The sequence below is a fragment of the Thermocladium modestius genome, assembly GCF_055398215.1.
The window spans coordinates 1,166,644-1,186,233 of record NZ_AP043731.1 but is presented as its reverse complement, the minus strand read 5'-3'; the positions used below and the strand labels follow the sequence as shown (position 1 = coordinate 1,186,233).

23 protein-coding genes and 1 tRNA gene are annotated in these 19,590 nt (G+C 51.2%); 18 read left to right on the top strand and 6 right to left on the bottom strand.

Translation table 11 applies throughout. The annotated features are described in order from the left end of the window. Positions 1-146 precede the first annotated feature (146 nt). From ACZ5ZS_RS06155 to ACZ5ZS_RS06135, 5 genes are all read left to right on the top strand, one after another. Complete coding sequence (locus tag ACZ5ZS_RS06155; protein WP_188596730.1) at positions 147-1,010, top strand: ABC transporter ATP-binding protein; 864 nt, start codon at positions 147-149, stop codon at positions 1,008-1,010. Further along, the gene (locus ACZ5ZS_RS06150; RefSeq protein ID WP_188596936.1) at positions 1,001-1,798 is read left to right on the top strand and encodes an ABC transporter permease; all 798 of its coding nucleotides are present in this window, start codon (positions 1,001-1,003) and stop codon (positions 1,796-1,798) included. Before ACZ5ZS_RS06155 ends, ACZ5ZS_RS06150 begins: the two co-directional genes overlap by 10 nt. Before the next feature lie 64 nt (positions 1,799-1,862). Beyond that, a complete protein-coding gene (locus ACZ5ZS_RS06145) occupies positions 1,863-2,399 on the top strand; it encodes a DsbA family protein (protein WP_188596729.1) in 537 nt (178 codons plus the stop codon). A gap of 90 nt (positions 2,400-2,489) precedes the next feature. Further along, positions 2,490-2,591, top strand: a tRNA-Ser gene (locus ACZ5ZS_RS06140). A 150-nt stretch (positions 2,592-2,741) separates the two neighbouring features. Then, positions 2,742-3,275, top strand: a complete 534-nt coding sequence (locus tag ACZ5ZS_RS06135) for a hypothetical protein (RefSeq protein WP_188596728.1) — start codon at positions 2,742-2,744, stop codon at positions 3,273-3,275. Positions 3,276-3,319: 44 nt separating this feature from the next. On the opposite strand, the gene ACZ5ZS_RS06130 is transcribed toward ACZ5ZS_RS06135, so the two are convergent. Next, positions 3,320-4,189: a dihydrodipicolinate synthase family protein gene (locus tag ACZ5ZS_RS06130; protein ID WP_188596727.1), complete on the bottom strand. Its 870-nt coding sequence runs from the start codon at positions 4,187-4,189 to the stop codon at positions 3,320-3,322. Positions 4,190-4,299: 110 nt separating this feature from the next. Here ACZ5ZS_RS06130 and ACZ5ZS_RS06125 point away from each other — a divergent pair, with 110 nt between their 5' ends. Next, the gene (locus ACZ5ZS_RS06125; RefSeq protein ID WP_188596726.1) at positions 4,300-4,626 is read left to right on the top strand and encodes a hypothetical protein; all 327 of its coding nucleotides are present in this window, start codon (positions 4,300-4,302) and stop codon (positions 4,624-4,626) included. Between the two features lie 10 nt (positions 4,627-4,636). Here ACZ5ZS_RS06125 and ACZ5ZS_RS06120 read toward each other — a convergent pair whose 3' ends face one another. Continuing rightward, on the bottom strand, positions 4,637-4,951 hold the full coding sequence (locus tag ACZ5ZS_RS06120; protein WP_075059739.1) for a hypothetical protein: 315 nt from the start codon (positions 4,949-4,951) through the stop codon (positions 4,637-4,639). An 80-nt stretch (positions 4,952-5,031) separates the two neighbouring features. Between ACZ5ZS_RS06120 and ACZ5ZS_RS06115 the strand changes: the two genes are divergently transcribed. Together ACZ5ZS_RS06115 and ACZ5ZS_RS06110 are read left to right on the top strand one after the other, a co-directional pair. Beyond that, a complete protein-coding gene (locus tag ACZ5ZS_RS06115) occupies positions 5,032-5,847 on the top strand; it encodes an SPFH domain-containing protein (RefSeq protein WP_188596725.1) in 816 nt (271 codons plus the stop codon). Continuing rightward, positions 5,847-7,166 (top strand): NfeD family protein, encoded by a 1,320-nt coding sequence (locus tag ACZ5ZS_RS06110; RefSeq protein WP_188596724.1) that lies wholly within the window; start codon positions 5,847-5,849, stop codon positions 7,164-7,166. Before ACZ5ZS_RS06115 ends, ACZ5ZS_RS06110 begins: the two co-directional genes overlap by 1 nt. Here ACZ5ZS_RS06110 and ACZ5ZS_RS06105 read toward each other — a convergent pair. Next, positions 7,126-7,998 carry a DMT family transporter gene (locus ACZ5ZS_RS06105; protein ID WP_188596723.1) on the bottom strand — a complete coding sequence of 291 codons (873 nt, stop codon included), beginning with the start codon at positions 7,996-7,998 and terminating at the stop codon, positions 7,126-7,128. The two genes, ACZ5ZS_RS06110 and ACZ5ZS_RS06105, sit on opposite strands and share 41 nt — an antisense overlap. A 55-nt stretch (positions 7,999-8,053) precedes the next feature. On the opposite strand from ACZ5ZS_RS06105, the gene hisS reads away from it, so the two are divergent. Then, positions 8,054-9,316: a histidine--tRNA ligase gene (gene hisS, locus ACZ5ZS_RS06100; RefSeq protein ID WP_188596935.1), complete on the top strand. Its 1,263-nt coding sequence runs from the start codon at positions 8,054-8,056 to the stop codon at positions 9,314-9,316. Between the two features lie 407 nt (positions 9,317-9,723). Here the strand turns inward: hisS and ACZ5ZS_RS06095 are convergent, their stop codons facing one another. Beyond that, entirely contained in the window at positions 9,724-10,248 is a 525-nt protein-coding gene (locus ACZ5ZS_RS06095) for a hypothetical protein (protein WP_188596722.1), read from the bottom strand. Between the two features lie 144 nt (positions 10,249-10,392). On the opposite strand from ACZ5ZS_RS06095, the gene ACZ5ZS_RS06090 reads away from it, so the two are divergent. The 8 genes from ACZ5ZS_RS06090 (at position 10,393) to ACZ5ZS_RS06055 (ending at position 16,461) form a co-directional block, all read left to right on the top strand. After that, positions 10,393-11,181: a DUF72 domain-containing protein gene (locus ACZ5ZS_RS06090; protein WP_188596721.1), complete on the top strand. Its 789-nt coding sequence runs from the start codon at positions 10,393-10,395 to the stop codon at positions 11,179-11,181. Positions 11,182-11,329: 148 nt separating this feature from the next. Then, positions 11,330-13,684 (top strand): xanthine dehydrogenase family protein molybdopterin-binding subunit, encoded by a 2,355-nt coding sequence (locus ACZ5ZS_RS06085; protein ID WP_188596720.1) that lies wholly within the window; start codon positions 11,330-11,332, stop codon positions 13,682-13,684. Then, entirely contained in the window at positions 13,684-14,568 is an 885-nt protein-coding gene (locus ACZ5ZS_RS06080; protein WP_188596719.1) for an FAD binding domain-containing protein, read from the top strand. Before ACZ5ZS_RS06085 ends, ACZ5ZS_RS06080 begins: the two co-directional genes overlap by 1 nt. Then, on the top strand, positions 14,565-15,050 hold the full coding sequence (locus ACZ5ZS_RS06075) for a (2Fe-2S)-binding protein (protein ID WP_162508613.1): 486 nt from the start codon (positions 14,565-14,567) through the stop codon (positions 15,048-15,050). Before ACZ5ZS_RS06080 ends, ACZ5ZS_RS06075 begins: the two co-directional genes overlap by 4 nt. Further along, on the top strand, positions 15,034-15,261 hold the full coding sequence (locus ACZ5ZS_RS06070; protein WP_464858112.1) for an XdhC family protein: 228 nt from the start codon (positions 15,034-15,036) through the stop codon (positions 15,259-15,261). Before ACZ5ZS_RS06075 ends, ACZ5ZS_RS06070 begins: the two co-directional genes overlap by 17 nt. A 35-nt stretch (positions 15,262-15,296) precedes the next feature. After that, the gene (locus tag ACZ5ZS_RS06065; protein WP_464858110.1) at positions 15,297-15,431 is read left to right on the top strand and encodes a hypothetical protein; all 135 of its coding nucleotides are present in this window, start codon (positions 15,297-15,299) and stop codon (positions 15,429-15,431) included. After that, positions 15,428-15,883 (top strand): XdhC family protein, encoded by a 456-nt coding sequence (locus ACZ5ZS_RS06060; protein WP_464858108.1) that lies wholly within the window; start codon positions 15,428-15,430, stop codon positions 15,881-15,883. Before ACZ5ZS_RS06065 ends, ACZ5ZS_RS06060 begins: the two co-directional genes overlap by 4 nt. An 11-nt stretch (positions 15,884-15,894) precedes the next feature. Then, positions 15,895-16,461 (top strand): nucleotidyltransferase family protein, encoded by a 567-nt coding sequence (locus ACZ5ZS_RS06055; RefSeq protein WP_188596717.1) that lies wholly within the window; start codon positions 15,895-15,897, stop codon positions 16,459-16,461. Positions 16,462-16,671: 210 nt separating this feature from the next. Here the strand turns inward: ACZ5ZS_RS06055 and ACZ5ZS_RS06050 are convergent, their stop codons facing one another. Further along, positions 16,672-17,418: an enoyl-CoA hydratase/isomerase family protein gene (locus tag ACZ5ZS_RS06050; protein ID WP_188596716.1), complete on the bottom strand. Its 747-nt coding sequence runs from the start codon at positions 17,416-17,418 to the stop codon at positions 16,672-16,674. Between the two features lie 131 nt (positions 17,419-17,549). Between ACZ5ZS_RS06050 and ACZ5ZS_RS06045 the strand changes: the two genes are divergently transcribed. Then, a complete protein-coding gene (locus tag ACZ5ZS_RS06045) occupies positions 17,550-18,392 on the top strand; it encodes a hypothetical protein (RefSeq protein ID WP_188596715.1) in 843 nt (280 codons plus the stop codon). A gap of 82 nt (positions 18,393-18,474) precedes the next feature. On the opposite strand, the gene ACZ5ZS_RS06040 is transcribed toward ACZ5ZS_RS06045, so the two are convergent. Then, positions 18,475-19,569: a VIT1/CCC1 transporter family protein gene (locus ACZ5ZS_RS06040; RefSeq protein WP_188596714.1), complete on the bottom strand. Its 1,095-nt coding sequence runs from the start codon at positions 19,567-19,569 to the stop codon at positions 18,475-18,477. Positions 19,570-19,590 lie beyond the last annotated feature (21 nt).

Sequence of the window (19,590 nt, the reverse complement as noted above, 5' to 3'; positions counted from 1 at the left end):
CATAGGGCGTGCCAATATATTTTATGTTAAGATATCAAGCCTCTCCCTCTCAGGGCAGGGAAATCGGTTCGACTCTCCTCGTGTCCATCCATTAATCCTTTGCTGGAAAAATTTAAACGCTTAATTAGTTACACGGACTGGATATAATGTCGGTGGTCGCGCTTAACCTTAGGAAGAGGTTTGGCTCCATAGTCGCCATAGATGGAGTTAACTTCTCGGCCGAGAAGGGCGAGACCATAGCTTTGGTGGGTCCCAACGGCGCCGGCAAGACGACTTTGTTGAAATTAATGGCTGGCATACTAAGGCCCGACGAGGGGCGGGTGTTGGTTAATGGATTCGATGCCGTCGAGGCAAGGGCTAGGAGGAGCGTGGGCTTCATGACTCCCATGGATAGGGGAGTATATTGGAGGTTGACCGCGATGGATAACTTGATCTTCTTCGGCACATTGTATGGCCTCTCCATAAACGATGCGAAGCGGCGGGCCAGGGAGGTGCTGGAATTAATGGACTTGGAGGATAGAGCTGATAATAGGGTGGCCACCTTCAGCACAGGCATGATGCGCCGCCTAGAGCTTGCGCGGGCGTTAATCCATGATCCCGACGTCTTGCTGCTGGATGAGCCCACGAGCGGCATAGACGTGGATGGAAGGCGGAAGATACTGGACTACATAAGGAAGCTAAGGGATAGGTTGGTAATAATAGCTAGTCACGATCCCCAGGAGATATCGCTGGCTACCAGGGTTTTATACTTCAACAAGAAGATAGTTGAGGAGTCTGGCCCGCTCAAGATAGTCAGGATGCTTGTCAAGGGCAGTGTTAGGTTGAATGGGAACGGCATAAAGGTAACCAAGATAAATGGCGATGAGTTTATTTTGGAGATGGATGTCGATAAGTTCTCCGACTTAATGCGTGAGGCCCCCAATTACGTGGAGGGGGATATACTGGATGTGGAGGTGGAGGTGGCAAGCGAGGGGAGGGTGATGAGTAGGAGGTGGAGGCAATGGGAGTGATGGATAGGCTCTATTCATTCATTGTAATACGCGGATTCAAGGTGTGGATAAGCTATAGGACCCAAGTCGCGCTGAACCTGGCCAGCTGGTCCTTGCCCGTATTCATATACTACTTCATAGGCATAGCGCTGGGGTCCGGCGCGGCTAGCTTGAGGGGGAGCTACGTGGCGTTCGTCACCGTTGGCCTGGCATTTCAGGGCTATTTCTCGTCATCCATAACCACCCTGGCGGGCAGGATAAGGAATGAGGAGTTGATAGGAACTTTGGAATACGACATAGCGGCTCCCCTGAACCCCATATCGTTCATGATGTACTCCTCCACGTGGGGCCTTGCCATAAACTCCATAAATGCCTTGATGACATTGTTGATAGGGTTAGGGCTCGGCGTTAGGTACCACGTAAATTGGGTATCCTGGTTGTTGGTGATGCTTCTCTATTTGGTCTCCATTATTGGACTAAATCTAATAGCGGGGGCCACGGTTCTCATAGTCAAGCAAGGAAACCCCGTTGCGTTGTTCGCCTCCGTGGCCAGCAACTTGCTGGGAGGCACAGTGTTCCCAGTCACAGTACTGCCCAAGGCCTTGACGGACATTAGCTATGCAATTCCACTCACCTGGGCCTTGGATGGGTTTAGATCATCCATGCTTGACGCTGCGTCGCCCGCCTCGTTAATTAAGGACTTAGTTTCCCTGGCGCTGTTATCAGCCATATACCTCGCCGTTGGGGTATATCTTACTTACTTTGCCTTCGGCAAAATAATGCGCGAGGGCTCGGTCCAGCAATATTGAGTCCCGCCTCGGGCTATTCGACTTTCGAGGCTAAATTTTTAAGCGAATCGATGTTGGGGATCTCATGAGCGATAGGTGGGTCGTAACCAATATAAGGGATTTCATGGAAAAAGCCACCAGGTGTGGGATGGTCTTTAAGGCGGTTGGCAACCCCAAGGGCTCCATAATAATATTCTACGACATGTATTGCCCCGGCTGTGCCTTGATGGAGACCGACTTGGGCGATTATTTCAAGGAGCTCAGAAACAAGGGGATAGACATAATATATGTTGACTTTCCGGTCCATAAGGTGGACATGCTCCATGCAAAGGCTCGGGTGATATATAAGAGGAATCCCGATGATTTTCTAAAACTGATTGATTCTGTTTATGGCGACATGATAAACAAGGGCAATTTGGTCAAGGACTTCGATGTGAACGATGCAGAGGCTAAGCTGGAGTTGGAGAACGTGAAGAACTGCAAGCTGGCGGCGCAATCCATCGGAGTGAAGGGAACCCCCACCGTCGTCATAGCTAAGTACGGCAGAGAAACCGCCACGGCGGTGTTCGGCTATCTGGGTCCCCAGGAAATAATGGACCTAGTAACGCGGGAACTGTTTTAATGGAACTGCGACAACCCACGCCTTGTGGGGAAGAGCATCGTGGCCTTCGTCGATAATGTTTAAAAATTGCCCCGTGAAATGCAGGGAGATGCCGGGGTGGCCGAGCGGCCCAAGGCGTGGGACTGGAGTCCCCATGGCTTGACATCCCATCCCCGAAAGGGGGCCCGGGTTCAAATCCCGGCCCCGGCGCCAATCCTCGCACCTCCTATGCAAGAATTATGGAGGGGATCAGTAATGATCAATCCCCCAGTTAAGCCCGTTCGCATGCGGCTATACATTGATGGGGGGAGCGGTTTGAATTGCTAGAAAAGTATTAATAATGCCTGGTTAATGCGAGGCGTTATGAGGAAGAATTTATTAATAGCTGGGTTAGTAATCTTGGTCATAGGCGTGGCATTGGTGGGAATTGCCTTCTATTATATACCGAGGACGCTGGGTCCACTGCTTAATTCTGTCAATAAGACGATGCTGGGCCCTCCTGCATCGCTCGGCGTCGGCGGGTCCATAAACATAAGTGAAACGATAACCAAGGCGCCAGCCCTGGTCATATTGTTATATAACGATTCGATTGGGAAACCCCTATCCGTGATAGGCACTCCCTCTCAGTCGGAGTCTGTGTCGGGCATGTATATATTGTCATTTGTTTCTGATACTAACTCCACGCTGACGATGGGATTGGTCAATAATTACTCATCCCCTGTGGTGGTCAGGTACGGTTACTCCGAGATCCCCGCCAGTTCCTTAGCAGGCGCAACTCCATTCATATTAATGCTATTCATAGGAGGCGGCGTATTCATAGTTGGATTGATAGTGGCGGTGATAGGAGCCCTAATGAAGCCACGCCAGAGACAATCCCCAAGCGATCAAGCAAATTAAACGATGAAGGAATAAGCCAATAGGGATGGTTCTTTACGTGCTGGTTAATGGAGTATGCCCTCTGATTCAGCGATGCCCTCCAGCTCGTGTCTCAGCGATTTCTTCTCCTCGTCGGTTAAATCCCGCAATGGTTCCTTCACGCCGCCCAGCTCGTATCCCCTGAGAACCGTGGCTGCCCAGTAATACGCGGCGGGAGTGGGGTAGTTCTTGATGGCATCGCGCAGCCTTGTTATGGATCTTTGCATCTCCACGGCTCTGTCCAGGTTGCCCTCCTCGTACTCCCTCATCAATCTAACCTCCAGCTCCGGAATCACGTTTGCCATGGCCGAAACCGCCCCCTTAGCTCCCATGACTAGGGAGGGAAGTATGGCATGATCAGCTCCATTGAAGACCTCCAACCCCAAGTCAACGAAGTTGGCCACCTGCCCTATGTCGCCTGTGCTATCCTTGATTCCAGCCACGACGTCCCTCAATTGAGATGCATGTGTTGGGGCTACGTTGAATCCGCTGTTCTGGGGGATATTGTATATGTATACGGGTAACCCGGAAGACTCGCGTATCTTCTCGTAGAATCTATGTAGGGCTGATGCGTCGGGCTTGTAGTAGAGCGGGGGCACCGATGCCACAGCATTCATGCCCAGTTTGGCGGCGTCTCGGGACGTCGAGACCACATCATCGATGACGGCCGCGCCCACATGGGCTATTAATCGCTTCTTGCCCGCCGCCTCCTTCACTGCACTCATTACGGCTCTCTTCTCATCTGTGGTTAGGGCTACTCCAAGCCCCGTGGTCCCCATTAAGAAGAACCCATCAACTCCAGCCCGCACCAGCGATTCCACGTGGTTCCTCAACCCATCTATGTTTAATTTGCCGTTTAGAAATGGAGTGGCCAGCGCCACTATTACTTCCTTCATACGCCGTTTCACGATGCGCGTTATTTATTTCTTTCGCGTCCTGCTTCAAATACATAATTTCCTAGATCATCTGCAGTATATTTTTAAGCGACGAAGCGTCTTGGCTTTTAATGCATGTTGATGTAGCTGGCAACATTGTGAATTCCATAGCCATGGAGTGCCTAGATGGTTCGATAGAGCGGCACAGGTTCAGTAATGGGGTTAGGTACATATTGAGAAGCGCGTATGACGGGTCGGAGATACATGTGGTGGGCAAGGATAATACTGTTTTCATAGAGATATGGGATACCAGCAAGTATGCGCTGCCATTGGTCATTTTGAGATATAAGGCCGTGTCGTTCAATGTATCCCGCGCCACCCGTATGGCGTGTTATGCGCATAATATATTGATAGGAAGAACTGATAATAGCATTGATACGGTTAAGGCAATAGTTTGATCGAGAGTCATCATGCGTTGCCTTTATCGTTTAGCGCGGCCTCCAGCTTATCTATATCCTCTCCGCATATCACGTACTTGTAGACGTTTCTCTTGCTTTTTCGAGCCGTGGTTCCCACCTTTACCATGAAGTCCCAGAGCATTAATCGAAGCAGCGGTAGATCCCGCCTCTGCAGTTGGTATTCATTCATTATCTTAGCCGTGGTTATGGTTATGCAGTCTCCCTTCGATGAATTCAGCACGTTTCTTAGGTAGCCGGTAATGGCGTTCCTAACCCTGTTTCTATCGTTTATATAGTTCCTTATCTTCTTCTCTATCCTCTGCATCGCTTATTTAACCGATTGATATTTAAGTGTGTTATGATAATACCAAAAGTTTTAATAACTTACATTTAATTAAAGGTAACATGGCTTCACCAATAGGTCTGATAATAGATGCCGTGATAGTCATCATAATCCTCATAATAGTGATCCCGATACTGGTATCGGCCATAAGGATAGTGCCCGAGTACCAGCGGCTGGTCAAGTTCAGATTGGGAAAGTTAGTAGGAGTATATGGACCTGGAGTCGTCTTCGTCGTCCCAATAATAGATAGAGTGATGACGATAGATTTGAGGATAATAACCATTGACATGGCATCCCAGAAAGGATTGACCAGGGATAATGTGGAGGTAACCGTGGATACCGCGGTTTATCTCAGGATAATAGATCCATTGAAGACCGTGGTCTCGGTCTCGGATTACAGGAGCGCAACTGCAACCATAGCGGCAGCCACCCTAAGGGACGTGATAGGAATGGTGGATATGGACACCCTCCTCACTCAGCGTGAGGAAATAGCGAAGAAGATAGCAACCATGGTAGATGAACATGCCTCGCCCTGGGGCATAAAGGTCAATGCAGTAGCCATAAAGGACATAAGGTTGCCCGATACATTGATTAGGGCCATGGCTGCCCAAGCTGAGGCTGAGAGGATAAGGAGAAGCAAAATAATACTGGCCCAGGCAGATTACGAGGCGGGGCAATTATACCTAAAGGCTGCCCAGCAATACTCCCAGAACACCATATCGCTGCTTTTGAGGCAGTTGGACACTCTGGTGGAGATAGCTAAGGAGCACAACATGATAATAGTGGTTCCCAACACAATGGAGGCCACGTCCCTCTCCGCATTAGCAATGTCGCTGAGCAAGAAGGAGTCCAATGCAGGCGGAACCAGTGGGCAGTGATGCTGGGCAGGTACATTTGGTTAATCCTAGCGCTGCTGCCGCTGCTCTCGGCATCGTTTCTCCACGCTACCACAGTGTACGTCTACAACCTGAACGGCGAGATAACCAGCACTACGTACGAGGAGTTGGCCAGCATATACTCTGGCCTGCCCAATGGTTCCGTGGTAGTGATAGAAATGCAGACTCCAGGTGGGGAGCTTGATGCGGCGCTGAATATAGTTCAATTATTTGAGACCAGCAACATAACCACAATAGGCTACGTCTACCCCAGCGGATCATACGCCTGGTCCGGGGGCACGCTTGTGCTGTTGGCCACGGACGTGGCCGCCATGGCTCCCGGAACCGTGATAGGATCATGCCAACCAGTCGAGATAAACCCATTAACGGGCCAGGAGACATTCATAACTCAGCCGAAGATAATCAACGCCGTCGCCAAGTACTTCGAGGAGACCGCCCAGTATAGGGGACGCAATGCAACGTTTGCGATGGATTGCGTATACAATGATACCAACCTGGACCCAGAGGAGGCGCTTAGGTACGGCGTCATAAACGCGGTGGCCTCAAACCTAACTGAGTTGTTATCCCAGATAAATGGAACGCAAGTTAACGGCAGGCCCCTCATAATTCGATCGCTCAATGTCGTGCCTCTCTCCCCCTCGATTTCATTTCAATTATATGAGGCTCTATCCAACCCCGTCACCCAGGAAGTGTTGGAGTTCCTCGCGATTCTACTAATACTGGTTGGAGTGATAACAATGCATCTATACTTGGCGGGAATAGGTGCCGTCGTGTTTCTCATTCCAATAGTAATCGGTCTCTCCATAAACTACGCCGCGCTCGCGCTGTTGATAATAGGCATTGGCCTAATAGCGCTGGAGTGGCACGGTGGAGGGAAGGCGCACGGCATATTAATGGGGGTGGGCGCCGCCGTAATAGTGGTGGGCATAGTATTATTGGCGCCCAACCTAAGCGCGCCATCGTACGAGCTACGCTACGAACCCTCCGGGCTGTCAGTCGTGCTGTTCGTGGAAATAGCCATAATAGTGGCGTTAGTGGCTTACATAATATACATCATTACCAGGGCCGTCACGCATAAACCCATTTCGCGCCGCCTGATACTGCCCACCGGCAAGGTGGGGATCGCCGTGGACTCCATCAAGGCAGGAGGAATGGGCACGGTCAAGGTGGAGGGCGAGTATTGGAGGGCCAAGTCCCTGGATGATGTGGCGGAGGGGGATCCCATCGTTGTGGTGGACTTCGATGGCTACGTGGTCACGGTCAGGAAGAGCTCCGCCGGTCAGCCTCAATCTCCTCTTTGATAACAATATATATGCTGGCCAGCGTTATGGCCATTCCTATATACGATACGGGGGGAGGTCTCTGGCTCAATAGGAAGTACGCTATGATAGTTGATCCAATGGGTTCTATGAGCGTTGACGTGGCGACGGTAACGGATCTATAGTACTTTATTGAGTAGTTTATTAGAGTGTGGCCTCCCAGCATGGGTCCCACCACCAATAGAAGGATGTAGGGCCATGCCTTGATCCCCACGCTAAATACATCTACGTGGAGCAATAAGGCGATCAGAAGCACTATTATGGCCCCGATGCCATATGCCGTGACTCCATATGATGCCGTGTCCATGAATTCTCTGGCGGACTTTCCTGAGACGAAGTATAGTGCACCGCTTATCGATCCAGCCATGGCCAAGGCATCGCCCAAGACCGAGCCCCAGCCTCCCCCGTAATCGCCGTATGCTATCACGGCGACCCCGATCAATGCCATTGCTGTGCCTACCACGGTGTTTCTAGTCACCTCCCTGCGACCTGCTAATCGGGTGAACGGCAGCACGAATATGACGTAGGTCGACACTATCGTGGTGCTGGCGGCAACTGTTGTATAGAACAGGGAAGTTATCCAGGTGACGAAGTGCACGGCCAGCCCTATTCCCGATATTAAGAGCCACTTCACCGCTCTGGATTCAATGGACTTGAGCTTATTCCAGGCAAGCGGCATGAGAGCGAGCGACGCTATGGCCAGTCTCCAGAAGGAGATGGTTATGGAATTCGCGCCGGAGAGCAGTATCAATATGGATGCCCAGGAGATGGCTATCGCCGCAGTAATAAGCGATGCTAATGCCAACGCGCGCATGGTCGGCCCCTCGGCCAAACCTTAAATAGTTACAGCGCATCCACGGCCAGTGTCAATGGATGAAAGAACGCTACATCCGCCCCGCGGCATGAATGACTGGCTGCCGCCGCAATATGATGGATTGGTGAGCCTAATGGCTAAGTTCTCCGCGGCGGCGGAGAGCTTCGGGTATAGGAGAATAGAGACTCCGGCGGTCGAGAATTTCGAGGTGTTGAAGGCTAAGGCTGGTTCCGACGTAGTTAATGAGATTTATTACTTCAAAGATAAGGCGGGCAGGGAACTCGGGCTGCGGTTCGACATGACAGTCCCCACGGCCAGGGTGGTCTCCTACCGCCAGGACCTGCCGAAGCCCATTAGGTTCTATTATACTACGAAGGTATGGAGATACGATGAGCCCCAGCAAGGCCGCTATAGGGAGTTCCATCAATACGGAGTTGAGTTAATAGGTTCATCTACTACGGCATCGGACGCCGAGGTACTCGCCTTATCCCTCATCTCGCTGCAGCAGGCCGGCGCCGTGGATGCCACGGCGAAAGTGAGCGATAGGAGGGTAATAGATCGCTTGCTAGATAGGAACGGCGTGCCGTCCCGATCCCGTCCAGGGGTTCTGCGGGCGTTGGATAAGAGAGGGAAGATAAGCGATGAGGAGATAATGAAGCTAATAATGGATGAAGGTCTCTCCAGAGAGGCTGCCCACAACCTGGTTGCGGCGGCCAGCATAGATGTGCCTCTCCCTGAGGCTGGCAATGCTATCAGGGAGGCGGGGGCAGGCGATGATTTGGTTAATTACCACGAATCCCTCTTCCACGCGTTGGATAGCTACGGCGTTGGGAAGCAAATAAGGCTTAACCTGGGAATAGTGAGGGGACTGGATTACTACACGGGCTTCGTATTCGAACTGTTCCTGAAGGATTATGGATTATCAGTGGGGGGTGGGGGGCGGTATGATGACTTGATAAAGATATACAGCGGTCAAGACGTGCCGGCGACGGGCTTCGCCATAGGCGTGGAGCGGGTTTTCCTGGCCATGAATTCACAAGCCAGCGGTAATCCGGTGGATTATTATGTGTATGCCATGGATCCATCGTTGATGGACATAGGCATTAAGCTGGCCAACTCTCTGAGGTCCCGCGGCTTCAAGGTAATACTTGACTTGGGCGATAAGAGCTTGAGGTCTGCTTTGGACTACGCGTCCCGGCTGGGCTCCCTCAAATTCGTACTGATAGGCAAACGAGAGGTTCAGCAAGGATTAGTCAGGGTGAGGGACATGTCGCTGTGGCAGGAGGAGGACGTTCCACTATCCAAGTTCATGCATTGAGGAAAGTCGCCCCTACAGCGACGGGCCAATCCCTTCCGAAGCGGCGTATTGAGATTATTTGCAAGTGCCGGATTAATTAATAAGAGCTGCTGGAGAGTTTGAGGGAGTCGTTGCTCATCTCAATGCATTGAATAGGAGAGAGGGGAATTCTCATTTTTTTAAGTGGGAGGATCTATCTTAGGAGGTGCAATGCCGCGTGGCTTACGACGCGCGTGGAGCAGAGCTTGAGAGCATTTAATGCGGGAGTTTGGGGCTGCCGGCGCTTGATGGGAGGTGGGGTGAAGTTTCATCGTTTCGTTTAATCCAATTACCTATGAGGAGAAATTATGGTTATGTAAGAATGAACCAAATTATTATTGCCATCTAAGCTTCCAAGTTCTCGTTAACTGACGCTCCTGGGTAGGGAATCATTGGGATCTGCTTCCTCTAAGTTCGTCGTAGTTGACATTCCATTTTCGTTTGAATTCAATCATTGCTTTGATTCTGTCCAGCGATTTAGCAATAGCCCTCCAATCGCTTTCCCACTGGATCTTTACTCTGGGATTCAATTGACCAATGAGCAGAGTCGACATGTGATCGGCCTCCCGCTCGAGGCGGCGCATTACCCATGGAAGCCTAAGTCCCTCCTCGCTGGAGATGTATATGTACTTGGTGGCACCCAGCCTAACCAATTGTATATGGTGGGAGTACAAGTGCATGGCATTTGATAGATCTGCCCTATAGTTGAGGAGAATGGTTTCGCTGCTAGGATCGTATCTTCCCGGCACGTTTGAATCCGGGTCCTCCTTTATATCATTCATGGTGACCACCACATTGGGGGTCTCAATGCTGGTTTTTTCCTTCAATGAGTCCAACAACTCGGATAGAACGGATTCCATATCCTTCAACAAATTCATTGCCCTAGAATAGGGATCGGTTGGTTCCTCCTGCATTGATAAATCCACGGCACTGGAATTAAAAAAGCATTAATAATTCAATTTGATAATAAAGTCAAAAACCGCCCCTCCTTGGTACGACCCACAATTGCCGGACCGGGTAGTGATTTTTAAAAGTAGGTCTGAGTTTTCCGCACGACAATGATTCTGGCGGGTACTTGTGGGTATAGCTATAAGGACTGGGTCGATTCCGTTTACCCCGATATAAGGCGTGCATTGTCGACATATATAAAGGTATTCAAGGCTGTGGAAATAGATTCCACTTTCTACAGCATTCCATCCAAGCAAATAGTTGAGTCATGGATCAATAGGTTCCCACGTGGCTTCCACGTAACCATGAAAATCCCAAAATCAATTACGCATGAGAAGCGGTTGAGACGGGACTCCTTAGATGACCTAAAGATCTTCCTCCAAGCCGTGGCTCCTCTTATCGACGGCGGGCTCTTGAAGGTGCTCCTAATTCAATTGCCTCCAAGCCTTAAGCTGGATCTGAGCATGCTTGAAAACTTCATCGCCGCGGCCAAATCCTTGGAGGGCAGGATTAAGTGGGCGGTGGAGTTCAGGCACGCCTCTTGGATAGATGATCGCACCTTCAAGTTGCTCGAGAAGTACGGCGCGTCCTTCGTGGTGGTTGATGAGCCGGGCCTCCCATTCATTGCCAGGAAAACCTCGGATACGTCTTACGTAAGATTCCACGGCAGAGGGAGGGAGGTTTGGTATGACTACCTCTACTCGCCGGCTGAATTAGGCGAGAGAGTTCCTCAATTGCTGGAACTGGGGAGGGAGGGGGATCTATACATAATGTTCAACAATCATCCAAATGGCCAAGCCGTTCTGAATGCATTGCAGATGTCGCAGTTACTGGGGCTGGAAATAAGCTCCTCCGGCCTCAGCTTGATGCAGCGATTGCAGCGTAGATTGGCAAAGTAATTAGGGGGATGCTGTCCTCATCCAATCGCTGGCCGCCGCGTAGAATATCAATTCCTTGCTCATTGAAGTGAATATATATGTGTCGTTTTAATATTTTGATATAAGTAGAAGTAATAGTTTTAAAGGGAAAGGCAATCAAGCTGCAAATATGTCCGTGCATTATAGGGAGGGGCTTCGGGCAGTGACGGGCTTCACGCAGTACATAGATGATGTCCCGACCCCTCGAGGCACGCTTCATATGGCCATAGTGAGGAGTCCATATCCTCATGCAAGGATAAAATCTATCGATCTCGGGGACGTGACTAGCCGTGGAGGCATTGCATACGGTCCAATGGAGCTTTTCAAGGTTATAAAGAATCCATTTCCAGTAGCAGTGAAGGCTCCGTTAAGGTACTATCCATTCGCCGTGGATAAGGCCAGATTCGTCGGCGAGCCCGTGGCCGTGGTGCTGGCCAGCGACCCGTATAAGGCCGTGGATCTAGCTGAGATGGTTAATGTCGATTACGAGCCGCTGAAGCCGGTGGTGACAATAGAGGACGCCGTTAAGGGCGGGGATAATTTGATTCATGAATCGGCTGGCTCCAATGTAGTAATGCATAGGGTGACCAGGTTCGGCGACGTGGATGCTGAGTTCAGGAACGCCCCCGTCGTGGTCAAGACGGAGGTTTACTACCACAGGCACCTTGCACTTCCCCTGGAGACCTACGGGGTAATTGCAGTGAAGAGGGGGGATGAACTCGATATAATCGCCAACTCGCAGGGACCCATGTTGCAGGTCTACTTCATATCCAGGGCGCTCTCCCTGCCCACATCCAAGATACACCTATCGTCCCCCCGGGACATTGGCGGTAGCTTTGGATCCAAGTACCAGATTTATCCCTACATGACGCTGGCCGCCGCAGCCTCAATTCTAAGCGGCAGGCCGGTTAAATGGGTGGAGAGCAGGACAGAGAGCTTCATAGCGAGCAGCGCGGGGTCCGCTCGCAAGGGGGAGGTGGAGCTAGCCGCCGATAGGGATGGCCGTATTAGGGCCATCAAGATGAGGCTCTACGATGATGAAGGCGCCTATCCACGCCCGCCTGAGCCGGGCGCATTGTTTAGGAACCACGGTAACTTGAATGGGCCATACGACGTGAGGACAATAGAGGTAGAGTACTATGCCGTTCTCACCAATAAATCGCCCACCGGGCTTAATAGGGCATATGGTTCTCCCCAGTTCTACTTCGCATTGGAGAGAGGGATGGAGGAGTTGGCACGGGAACTGCACATGGATCCGCTGGAGATCAGGCATAGGAACCTAATAACTCAGTTCCCCGTGGTAATTGAGGGACAGCGGTTCTACGAGACCCCCACTGGGGGTCTATACCCTATGCAGAACTACGCCGCGGCGCTGGAACTGCTGGCCAGGGAGTACAAGAAGTGGATGGCTGAGAAGGAGCGCGATAAGTACATAGGAGTGGGCTTGGCAACCTTCATAGAGCCATCAGTGACTAACCTGGGTTACGTGGACCTAGCAGTGGATCCCAAGGAAAGGGAGTATCCCCACTCCGGCGCGGGGGATTACGTTACGTTGACGCTCGACTCCAGCGGCGTCGTGCATGTATTCGTCAATGGCTCCAATGAGGGGCTCGGCCACGAAACGTCGCTGGCGGAGGCCATCGCCGGAGAGCTGGGCGTGGATCAATCGATGATAAGCGTGGAGTCCCGCATAGACACGTCGCATCCATGGAGTATATCCAGCGGCAGCTACTCCAGCAGGTTTGCCCCAGTTGTCTTAAGCGCGGCCATATTGGCTGCAAGGCAATTAAGGGATAAGCTGGCCAAGCTAGCTATGGCGATGCTGGGCATCGCCGACGTTAAGTACGATAGGGGAGCCTTCTATGATCCGGCCAATCCAAGCCGCAAGATGGATATTAGAAGAATAGCTGCGGCGGCCCAGTGGGATCCAGGATCTCTTCCCAAGGGCGTTGACGCCAATCTAAGCGTCACGGTTTACTACCAGCCCCCCACGGTGAAGGCAGCGTCAGGAGATAAGATAAATTCCTCCGCTATGTACGCGTTCCAAGCTCATTTGGCGGTGGTCAGGGTGGATCCCATATCCAAGGACGTTAAGATACTCAAGTACGTGGTGATACACGATAGCGGCAAGATGTATAAGAAGGAATTCGTAGATGGGCAGATCCGCGGCGGCGTCTTTCAAGGAATAGCTGCAGCCTTGTATGAGGAATTGGCGTATGGAGGCGACGGCCAGCCAATGGTGCTTACTTGGAGCGATTATGAATCCCCCTCCCTCGGTGATGCCATGTGGATGGCCAACATGGAGGTGCTCCACATGGAAACGCCCCTGGAGATCTTCCCGTCCAAGGCAGCGGGTGTGGGGGAGGGACCCATGATGGGTAGCCCCGTTGCCATAGCCAACGCGGTTTCCAATGCCTTGGGGAGGCCCATAAATAAATTACCGCTGCGTCTAGATGATTTATTGAATGCGTGGGGTGACTCGTGATGTACATAGGCGGCTATCCAAGGCAGCTCAGGTATTACAGGGCATCTAGCTTGAGCCATGCATTGGAGTTATTGTCGGAGGTGGGGGAGGAAGGCAAGGTAATAGCAGGGGGGCAAAGCTTGATGCCTATGATGCGGCTGCGCATGTCGTTCCTTAACAATCTCATAGATATCTATGGAATAAATGAATTGAGATATGTGAAGATTGATGGGAATACGTTGAAGATAGGAGCGTTGACTACGCATCAGGAAATAGCCATGGATCCCACAATAGCCAGGAACATGCCCATGCTGACGAGGGCGGCGTGGACGATTGCGGATCTACAAGTGAGGAATAGGGGAACCATAGGTGGATCACTTGCCCACGCGGATCCGGCCGCCAATTACTTGCCGGCCCTAATGGTTGCCGATGCGGAGCTGTCCATAATAGATAAGGCCGGTCAACGCCGGGTTAGGCTATCCAATTTCATGCTGGATTCCTACACGACAGACATAAAGCCCTCGGAGCTGGTCGCCGAGGTGGATATACCCCTCGATAGGTACAATGCGTTTGGTTACTCAATTCTAAAGAGGGGAGGCAATGCATTTCCCATAGTTATAGCGGCGGTTGCCGCTAAGGTGGGAAACGGCGTCGTGCATGAGGCAAGGCTTGGGGTGGGCGGTATAACCGCCAAGCCCCTCTTGATTGAGTTAAACGATATTGAGGGCAAGTCCATAGGGGATGCACTGAATTCCGCACAGAGATCTATTGATGCGTCAATTGATGAATCGATCAAGGGGACTAGATTATTGAGCGACATACATGCATCCGATAGGTATAGACTAGGTGCGGCGAAGTCGTTTTCGCTGGAGGCGGTTAAGTCGGCCTTGGGTGGTCGGTCATGAGCGAGAAGGTATTGGTCAAGATTAGGGTCAACGATGTTGAGGTGGTGGACGAGGTGGAGCCCAGGCTAACGCTGCTGGATTTCTTGAGGGATCATGGCTATACGGAGGTGCATAGAGGGTGTGATGAGGGCAAGTGCGGCGCATGTACTGTGTTGCTCAATGGGAAATCAGTGAAGTCCTGCCTGGTATTGGCAGTTCAAGCAGATGGGGGCTCCGTAACCACCGTCCGTGGGTTATCGAGGAACGGCGAGCTACACCCAATACAACGCGCGTTTCTTGAGGAGTACGCCATGCAGTGCGGCTACTGCACGCATGGCTTCATTATGGTGACTTACGACTTCCTAACCAATGTAAGTAAGGAGGCCGACCAAGAGCTCCTCAGCGAGAGCATAAAGAATATATGCCGCTGCACGGGCTATTCATCAATAATAAGCGCTGTGAAGAGGGCGAGCGAGTATCTCAGAGGTGGAGATTCTAAGTAAGGCGTTGGATAGGGTGGGTAAGGGAGAGATAGCGGCCCTCTGCATTGTGATAGATAAGGTAGGCTCGGCTCCGCGTGATCCTGGATCGCTCATGATAGTGATGTCTAATGGCGAGAAAATGGGGTCAATAGGCGGGTACGAAACGGAGGAGCCCATAGTTAATGCCGTTATGGATTCGCTGAGAAGGGGCGAGTATGCGCCAGGAGGATAACCATTAATTTCGGAGCCAAGGCATCTGAGGGGGAAGTGGACACCGGCCACATATGTGGAGGCAAGTTCACGGTCCTCATAAAGTTCCTACTGCCCAGGGAGAGGATGATAATAGTGGGCAGTGGCAACGTTGCGCGCGCCTGGGCAGCTTGGCGTCGGCTGCAGGCATGAAACCCATAGCCGTGGATGATAATAAGGATTCCCTGGGCGAGATGGGTAGGATGGGCATCCAAACCATTGATGGGGAAACCATGGAGGATGCATTGAGGGTGGCGTTTGCCGGGGTGGGGGCCGCGGATTCCATAGTTATAGCACATGGAGATATAGAGTATGACTACATTGCCCTACGCGAGGCGGTGAAAACGCGGGCTCATTATATAGGCGTGCTGGCAGGTAAGAGGAAGGCCTCCGAGTTCTTGAAGCGGCTTCGAGAGGACGGCGTTGCCGGCAACGAGTTAGTGGGCAGGGTATTCATGCCGGCTGGCTTAGATATAGGATCCGATAATCCGCTCGAGATCGCGGTCAGCATAATCGCGGAGATAATAAGGAAGAAGAAGGGAATAAAGGATTGGAGTCATCACTTGGACTTGGTAAATAAATTGATCAAAGGTGATCCAGCCTGATAGGAGGCATAGTGTTGGCCGCCGGCCTATCTACTAGGTTCCCCGGCAAGCTATTCAAGGAGGTCGGGGGCAGGCCTGTCTTGCTTAGGGTAATCGATGCATTCCAGGCGGCCGCCATAGATAAAACAGTGGTTGTGGCCAATCCCATCAACGCCTCGCTTCTTCACATGGATGTGGAAATAATCATCAACGATAAGCCGGAGTGGGGTATGATACATAGCATCAAGGTAGGTCTATCCAGGTTAATCGACGCCGATGCAGTGGTTGTATCGCCTGGCGATCATCCATTCATAACGAGCAGCGATATAGATTTGCTGGTGGCGAATCATGGGGAGGGCAAGGACTTGGTGGTTTTAACCCATGGCGGTAGGATAGGTCACCCCATACTTATTGGTCGCGACCTCTTCCCCGAAGTTATGCTGCTTAACAACGAGACTGAGGGATTGAAGAGCTTATTGAAGACGCATCAGTTAATTAAGGTGGAGAGCCCAAACCCAGGCATATTGGTAGATATAGATACCGCCGCCGATCTGGAGCTGGCCAATTCAATGCTCAAAGCAAATACGCAATGGCATTGAGGCCCCCCACATAATGCTAAATTCACAGCGCAACAAAGATGAATCAGTAAATGCAGGTCTTTCACAGCGCAACAAAGATGAATCAGTAAATGCAGGTCTACGCCTTGAATGTCGAAACGCACGTGGAAATCAATGATTAATTGCCGTAATTGCGGGGGAGGCCTGTCCTCATTACATGGAGTTGGAATTGCTTGCATCACGGATCCGGCATTACTTCTCCCTCTTCCTCTTGATGAATTCCTCCAGCCTGCCCTTGGTTTCGGGCTTAATGACGTGCCGCGACAATTCCTTCACCAACTCCTCCTCCCTAGGCATGGCATCTGATACCAGGCTGCCCATCATCAATTGCTTGAAGAGCTTGAACGAATCGCCAGGTACGGAGCTCAGCCTCTCCACTGCATTAAGGGAGGCCTTGTATCCAGAGTCGATGGAGTCCACCACCTCATTTACTAATCCTAGGCGGGCGGCGTCTCGGGCATCTATGTTGAATGATGGATCCAGCAATGCCCTGCCCCACAGACCCAGCATGCGCGAGAAGGCGGGCGTGACGGGAACTATGCCATACTTTACCCCAGGCAGTGAGAATTTGGCTGAGTCCACAGCTATCACTCTATCCATGAAGTAGAGCAGCTCCACGGCGAATCCATACGCGGAACCGTTGACGAATGCCACAATGGGTTTCTCGCACGCAGTTATTGCCTCCACCAATTCCTTCAATGAATTGAAATACTTGCTCGCCTGCTCCAGAGTTGAGAAACCATATATCTCCTCAAGATCGAGTCCAGCCGAGAAGTAAGTTCTGCCCGTCAACACGATTCCACGGGCCTCCGCGCACTCCCTTTTTATCGAGGCTATCACCTCGCTTATCATTACTGAATTAAACGAGTTCCGTTTCTCGGGTCTGTTGAGATATACAATGCTAATTCCATTTATCGAGTCTAGCTCCACAGATTGCACGATCTATTAACTGCGCGCCTTAAATTAATGCGTTTCCGTCCATCGCTCCCATCATATTGCCCCCCTGCCCCGGGGTTAATTCGACAGCAAATTATTAAAAAGGGAATAACCAGTGATGTCGATTAAGTTAAATGAATGATGTGAGCGATATCATAAAGCACTTAAGGGATGTATTCGATGTGGACGACGTTGATGGATCAATACTAGCGGAGATAGCCGGCGAAGTAAGGGAATTGGAGAGCCACGGCATAAACGTCACCGGCGACGTGATAGATAAGATAATAGAGCTCCACTCCAGCGAGATAATGGGCAAGGTGCTCAGCAACGTCAAGGCATCAATGCCGGGCAGATCAAAGCTAAGGCGAGCGTTGCCGTATCTATTTAAGGAGGCCATGGAGCGGAGCGGTTTCAACGTGGAGCTAGGCGGCATTCATAGAGGAGAGCTCATCGATGCCGCGGTTCAAGTGGGGATGGCTTGGATACCGGTATCGCTTCAATACGCGGAGAAGCGGGAGGGCAGGCGGTTCAAGGCCGTTCAGTTAAGCTATGACCCGAGACGGCCCAGCGGCTCTGATTTCATGATAGACATGTCGAGCAGGCCACCCTACTACCAGATGCTGCTGAGCTCCAAGGTGCTCGGCAAGCTCAGGGAGGGGGCTAGGTTGCATGGGGTCAAGTTCAGCGTGAGAGGTGAGGTGCTCTACAACATTTGGCGTTTCTATAGAGAAAGAAGGTATCTGGTGGTTCCTGGTCCCCGCATAGGCATGCAGCTCTACGACCTCGAAATAGTTGGGTTCAATAGATACCTAATAAAGATGGCTAATTACGTGCCAAAGTTACCCGCGAAGCAGTATGCCCACTACAGTAGGATTGTTATAATAACCAGCAAGGGCCGGTCTAGCCAAGATGGCAAGCTATTGTTAGTCCCCATTCATCGCCTCGTTGATTTACTTGATGGAGATGGTATTCTCTAGATCTGCCGGCCTCTTCATCGTTCCGGCTCAGCTATCTAGTCAGTAAAAGGCAGTACGGCAATGCCAATTGCCGGTTTTTATCTCATAATACCGATATATGCGCTACCATGTGAAGCGTAGTGCCTATTAGAAATGTTCCTCCAGCGGCGGCTAGGCTTAGCGATGAGTTCCTAATCATGTTTATTGTAATGCTGGTGTTGCTGGCGAGGGCCGTTATGAACCCAGACATGGATTGTGCCAATACCATCAGCATAATCGATGCTATTAGCGCCATGTAGCGGCCCGCTATTAGTCCAATTGTAGGAAATGGAATTATGACGAGCACCGCGCCCAAGAGATAGGAAAGGCCAGTGTACACGGCCGATTTTGTGGCATTTACCGCCTCCTTTTCTTGCGTTGCCATTAATTTATACATGGTTTCCTTATCGCTGGAAAGCTGACTCGCCATGCTTACCGCCTCCTCACGCGGGACTCCATTTCTCATAAGCATCTCCACGGCCTTGTCCTTCAATGCGCCTATGGATAAAAGCGAAAGCCCTAGCTTGGCGTTCTCGCTCCTATGCTTGGCCGTGTCCTCCTCAGCCTTCGTGCCTAGGTAGGCGCCTATGGACATGGACAGCGTGCCGGCTATGCCGACTATGGCGCCCGCCACGGCTATTAATAATGGATCCCCTATGACGGGCACTAGCCCAGCTATGGCAGAGAGAACTTCGACCAATCCATCGCTCATTCCATATATGGTATCCCTCAAGTTGCCGAGTCTCTGGCTGAACCCCGTGGCTGCCTCTATGAAGTAATCCTCGTGTATTATTTCATCCTCCAGTATGGGATCCATGGTTTGATCATTGCTCTTCACCCTTGCGTTTACGTACATGTTGACTGCATTTTCCTCATCCTTCTCCCGCAGCTTTAGCACTATTCCAAGACCAAATAATCGCCGTAATGCCTTATATAGCAATACCTTGCGCATGGATACCCTGCGCCTTAATTGAATCCCGGCTTCATCGGCCTTCCTCCTCCAATACTCGGCGTGCCTCGCCTCGGTCTCCGCTATCTCCTTGAGGATCTCCTTGGTCTTTGGGTCCCTCTCCATCGCGGCCAATGACTCGTATATCTCGTGATCCGTCAATTCATCAATGTAGAAATCCTCAATCATTTTCTTAGGATCTTCGTTCATTGATTTCAATAGTTGCCCGGG

Coding starts and splice junctions, on each gene's coding strand:
- ACZ5ZS_RS06080 (WP_188596719.1), top strand. CDS start 13,684: ATGTACATAGGCGGCTATCCAAGGCAGCTCAGGTATTACAGGGCATCT.
- ACZ5ZS_RS06095 (WP_188596722.1), bottom strand. CDS start 10,248: ATGCAGGAGGAACCAACCGATCCCTATTCTAGGGCAATGAATTTGTTG.
- ACZ5ZS_RS06135 (WP_188596728.1), top strand. CDS start 2,742: ATGAGGAAGAATTTATTAATAGCTGGGTTAGTAATCTTGGTCATAGGC.
- ACZ5ZS_RS06060 (WP_464858108.1), top strand. CDS start 15,428: ATGAAACCCATAGCCGTGGATGATAATAAGGATTCCCTGGGCGAGATG.
- ACZ5ZS_RS06120 (WP_075059739.1), bottom strand. CDS start 4,951: ATGCAGAGGATAGAGAAGAAGATAAGGAACTATATAAACGATAGAAAC.
- ACZ5ZS_RS06115 (WP_188596725.1), top strand. CDS start 5,032: ATGGCTTCACCAATAGGTCTGATAATAGATGCCGTGATAGTCATCATA.
- ACZ5ZS_RS06045 (WP_188596715.1), top strand. CDS start 17,550: ATGAATGATGTGAGCGATATCATAAAGCACTTAAGGGATGTATTCGAT.
- ACZ5ZS_RS06155 (WP_188596730.1), top strand. CDS start 147: ATGTCGGTGGTCGCGCTTAACCTTAGGAAGAGGTTTGGCTCCATAGTC.
- ACZ5ZS_RS06130 (WP_188596727.1), bottom strand. CDS start 4,189: ATGAAGGAAGTAATAGTGGCGCTGGCCACTCCATTTCTAAACGGCAAA.
- ACZ5ZS_RS06105 (WP_188596723.1), bottom strand. CDS start 7,998: ATGCGCGCGTTGGCATTAGCATCGCTTATTACTGCGGCGATAGCCATC.
- ACZ5ZS_RS06110 (WP_188596724.1), top strand. CDS start 5,847: ATGCTGGGCAGGTACATTTGGTTAATCCTAGCGCTGCTGCCGCTGCTC.
- ACZ5ZS_RS06075 (WP_162508613.1), top strand. CDS start 14,565: ATGAGCGAGAAGGTATTGGTCAAGATTAGGGTCAACGATGTTGAGGTG.
- ACZ5ZS_RS06150 (WP_188596936.1), top strand. CDS start 1,001: ATGGGAGTGATGGATAGGCTCTATTCATTCATTGTAATACGCGGATTC.
- ACZ5ZS_RS06145 (WP_188596729.1), top strand. CDS start 1,863: ATGAGCGATAGGTGGGTCGTAACCAATATAAGGGATTTCATGGAAAAA.
- hisS (WP_188596935.1), top strand. CDS start 8,054: ATGGATGAAAGAACGCTACATCCGCCCCGCGGCATGAATGACTGGCTG.
- ACZ5ZS_RS06125 (WP_188596726.1), top strand. CDS start 4,300: ATGCATGTTGATGTAGCTGGCAACATTGTGAATTCCATAGCCATGGAG.
- ACZ5ZS_RS06040 (WP_188596714.1), bottom strand. CDS start 19,569: ATGAACGAAGATCCTAAGAAAATGATTGAGGATTTCTACATTGATGAA.
- ACZ5ZS_RS06085 (WP_188596720.1), top strand. CDS start 11,330: ATGTCCGTGCATTATAGGGAGGGGCTTCGGGCAGTGACGGGCTTCACG.
- ACZ5ZS_RS06090 (WP_188596721.1), top strand. CDS start 10,393: ATGATTCTGGCGGGTACTTGTGGGTATAGCTATAAGGACTGGGTCGAT.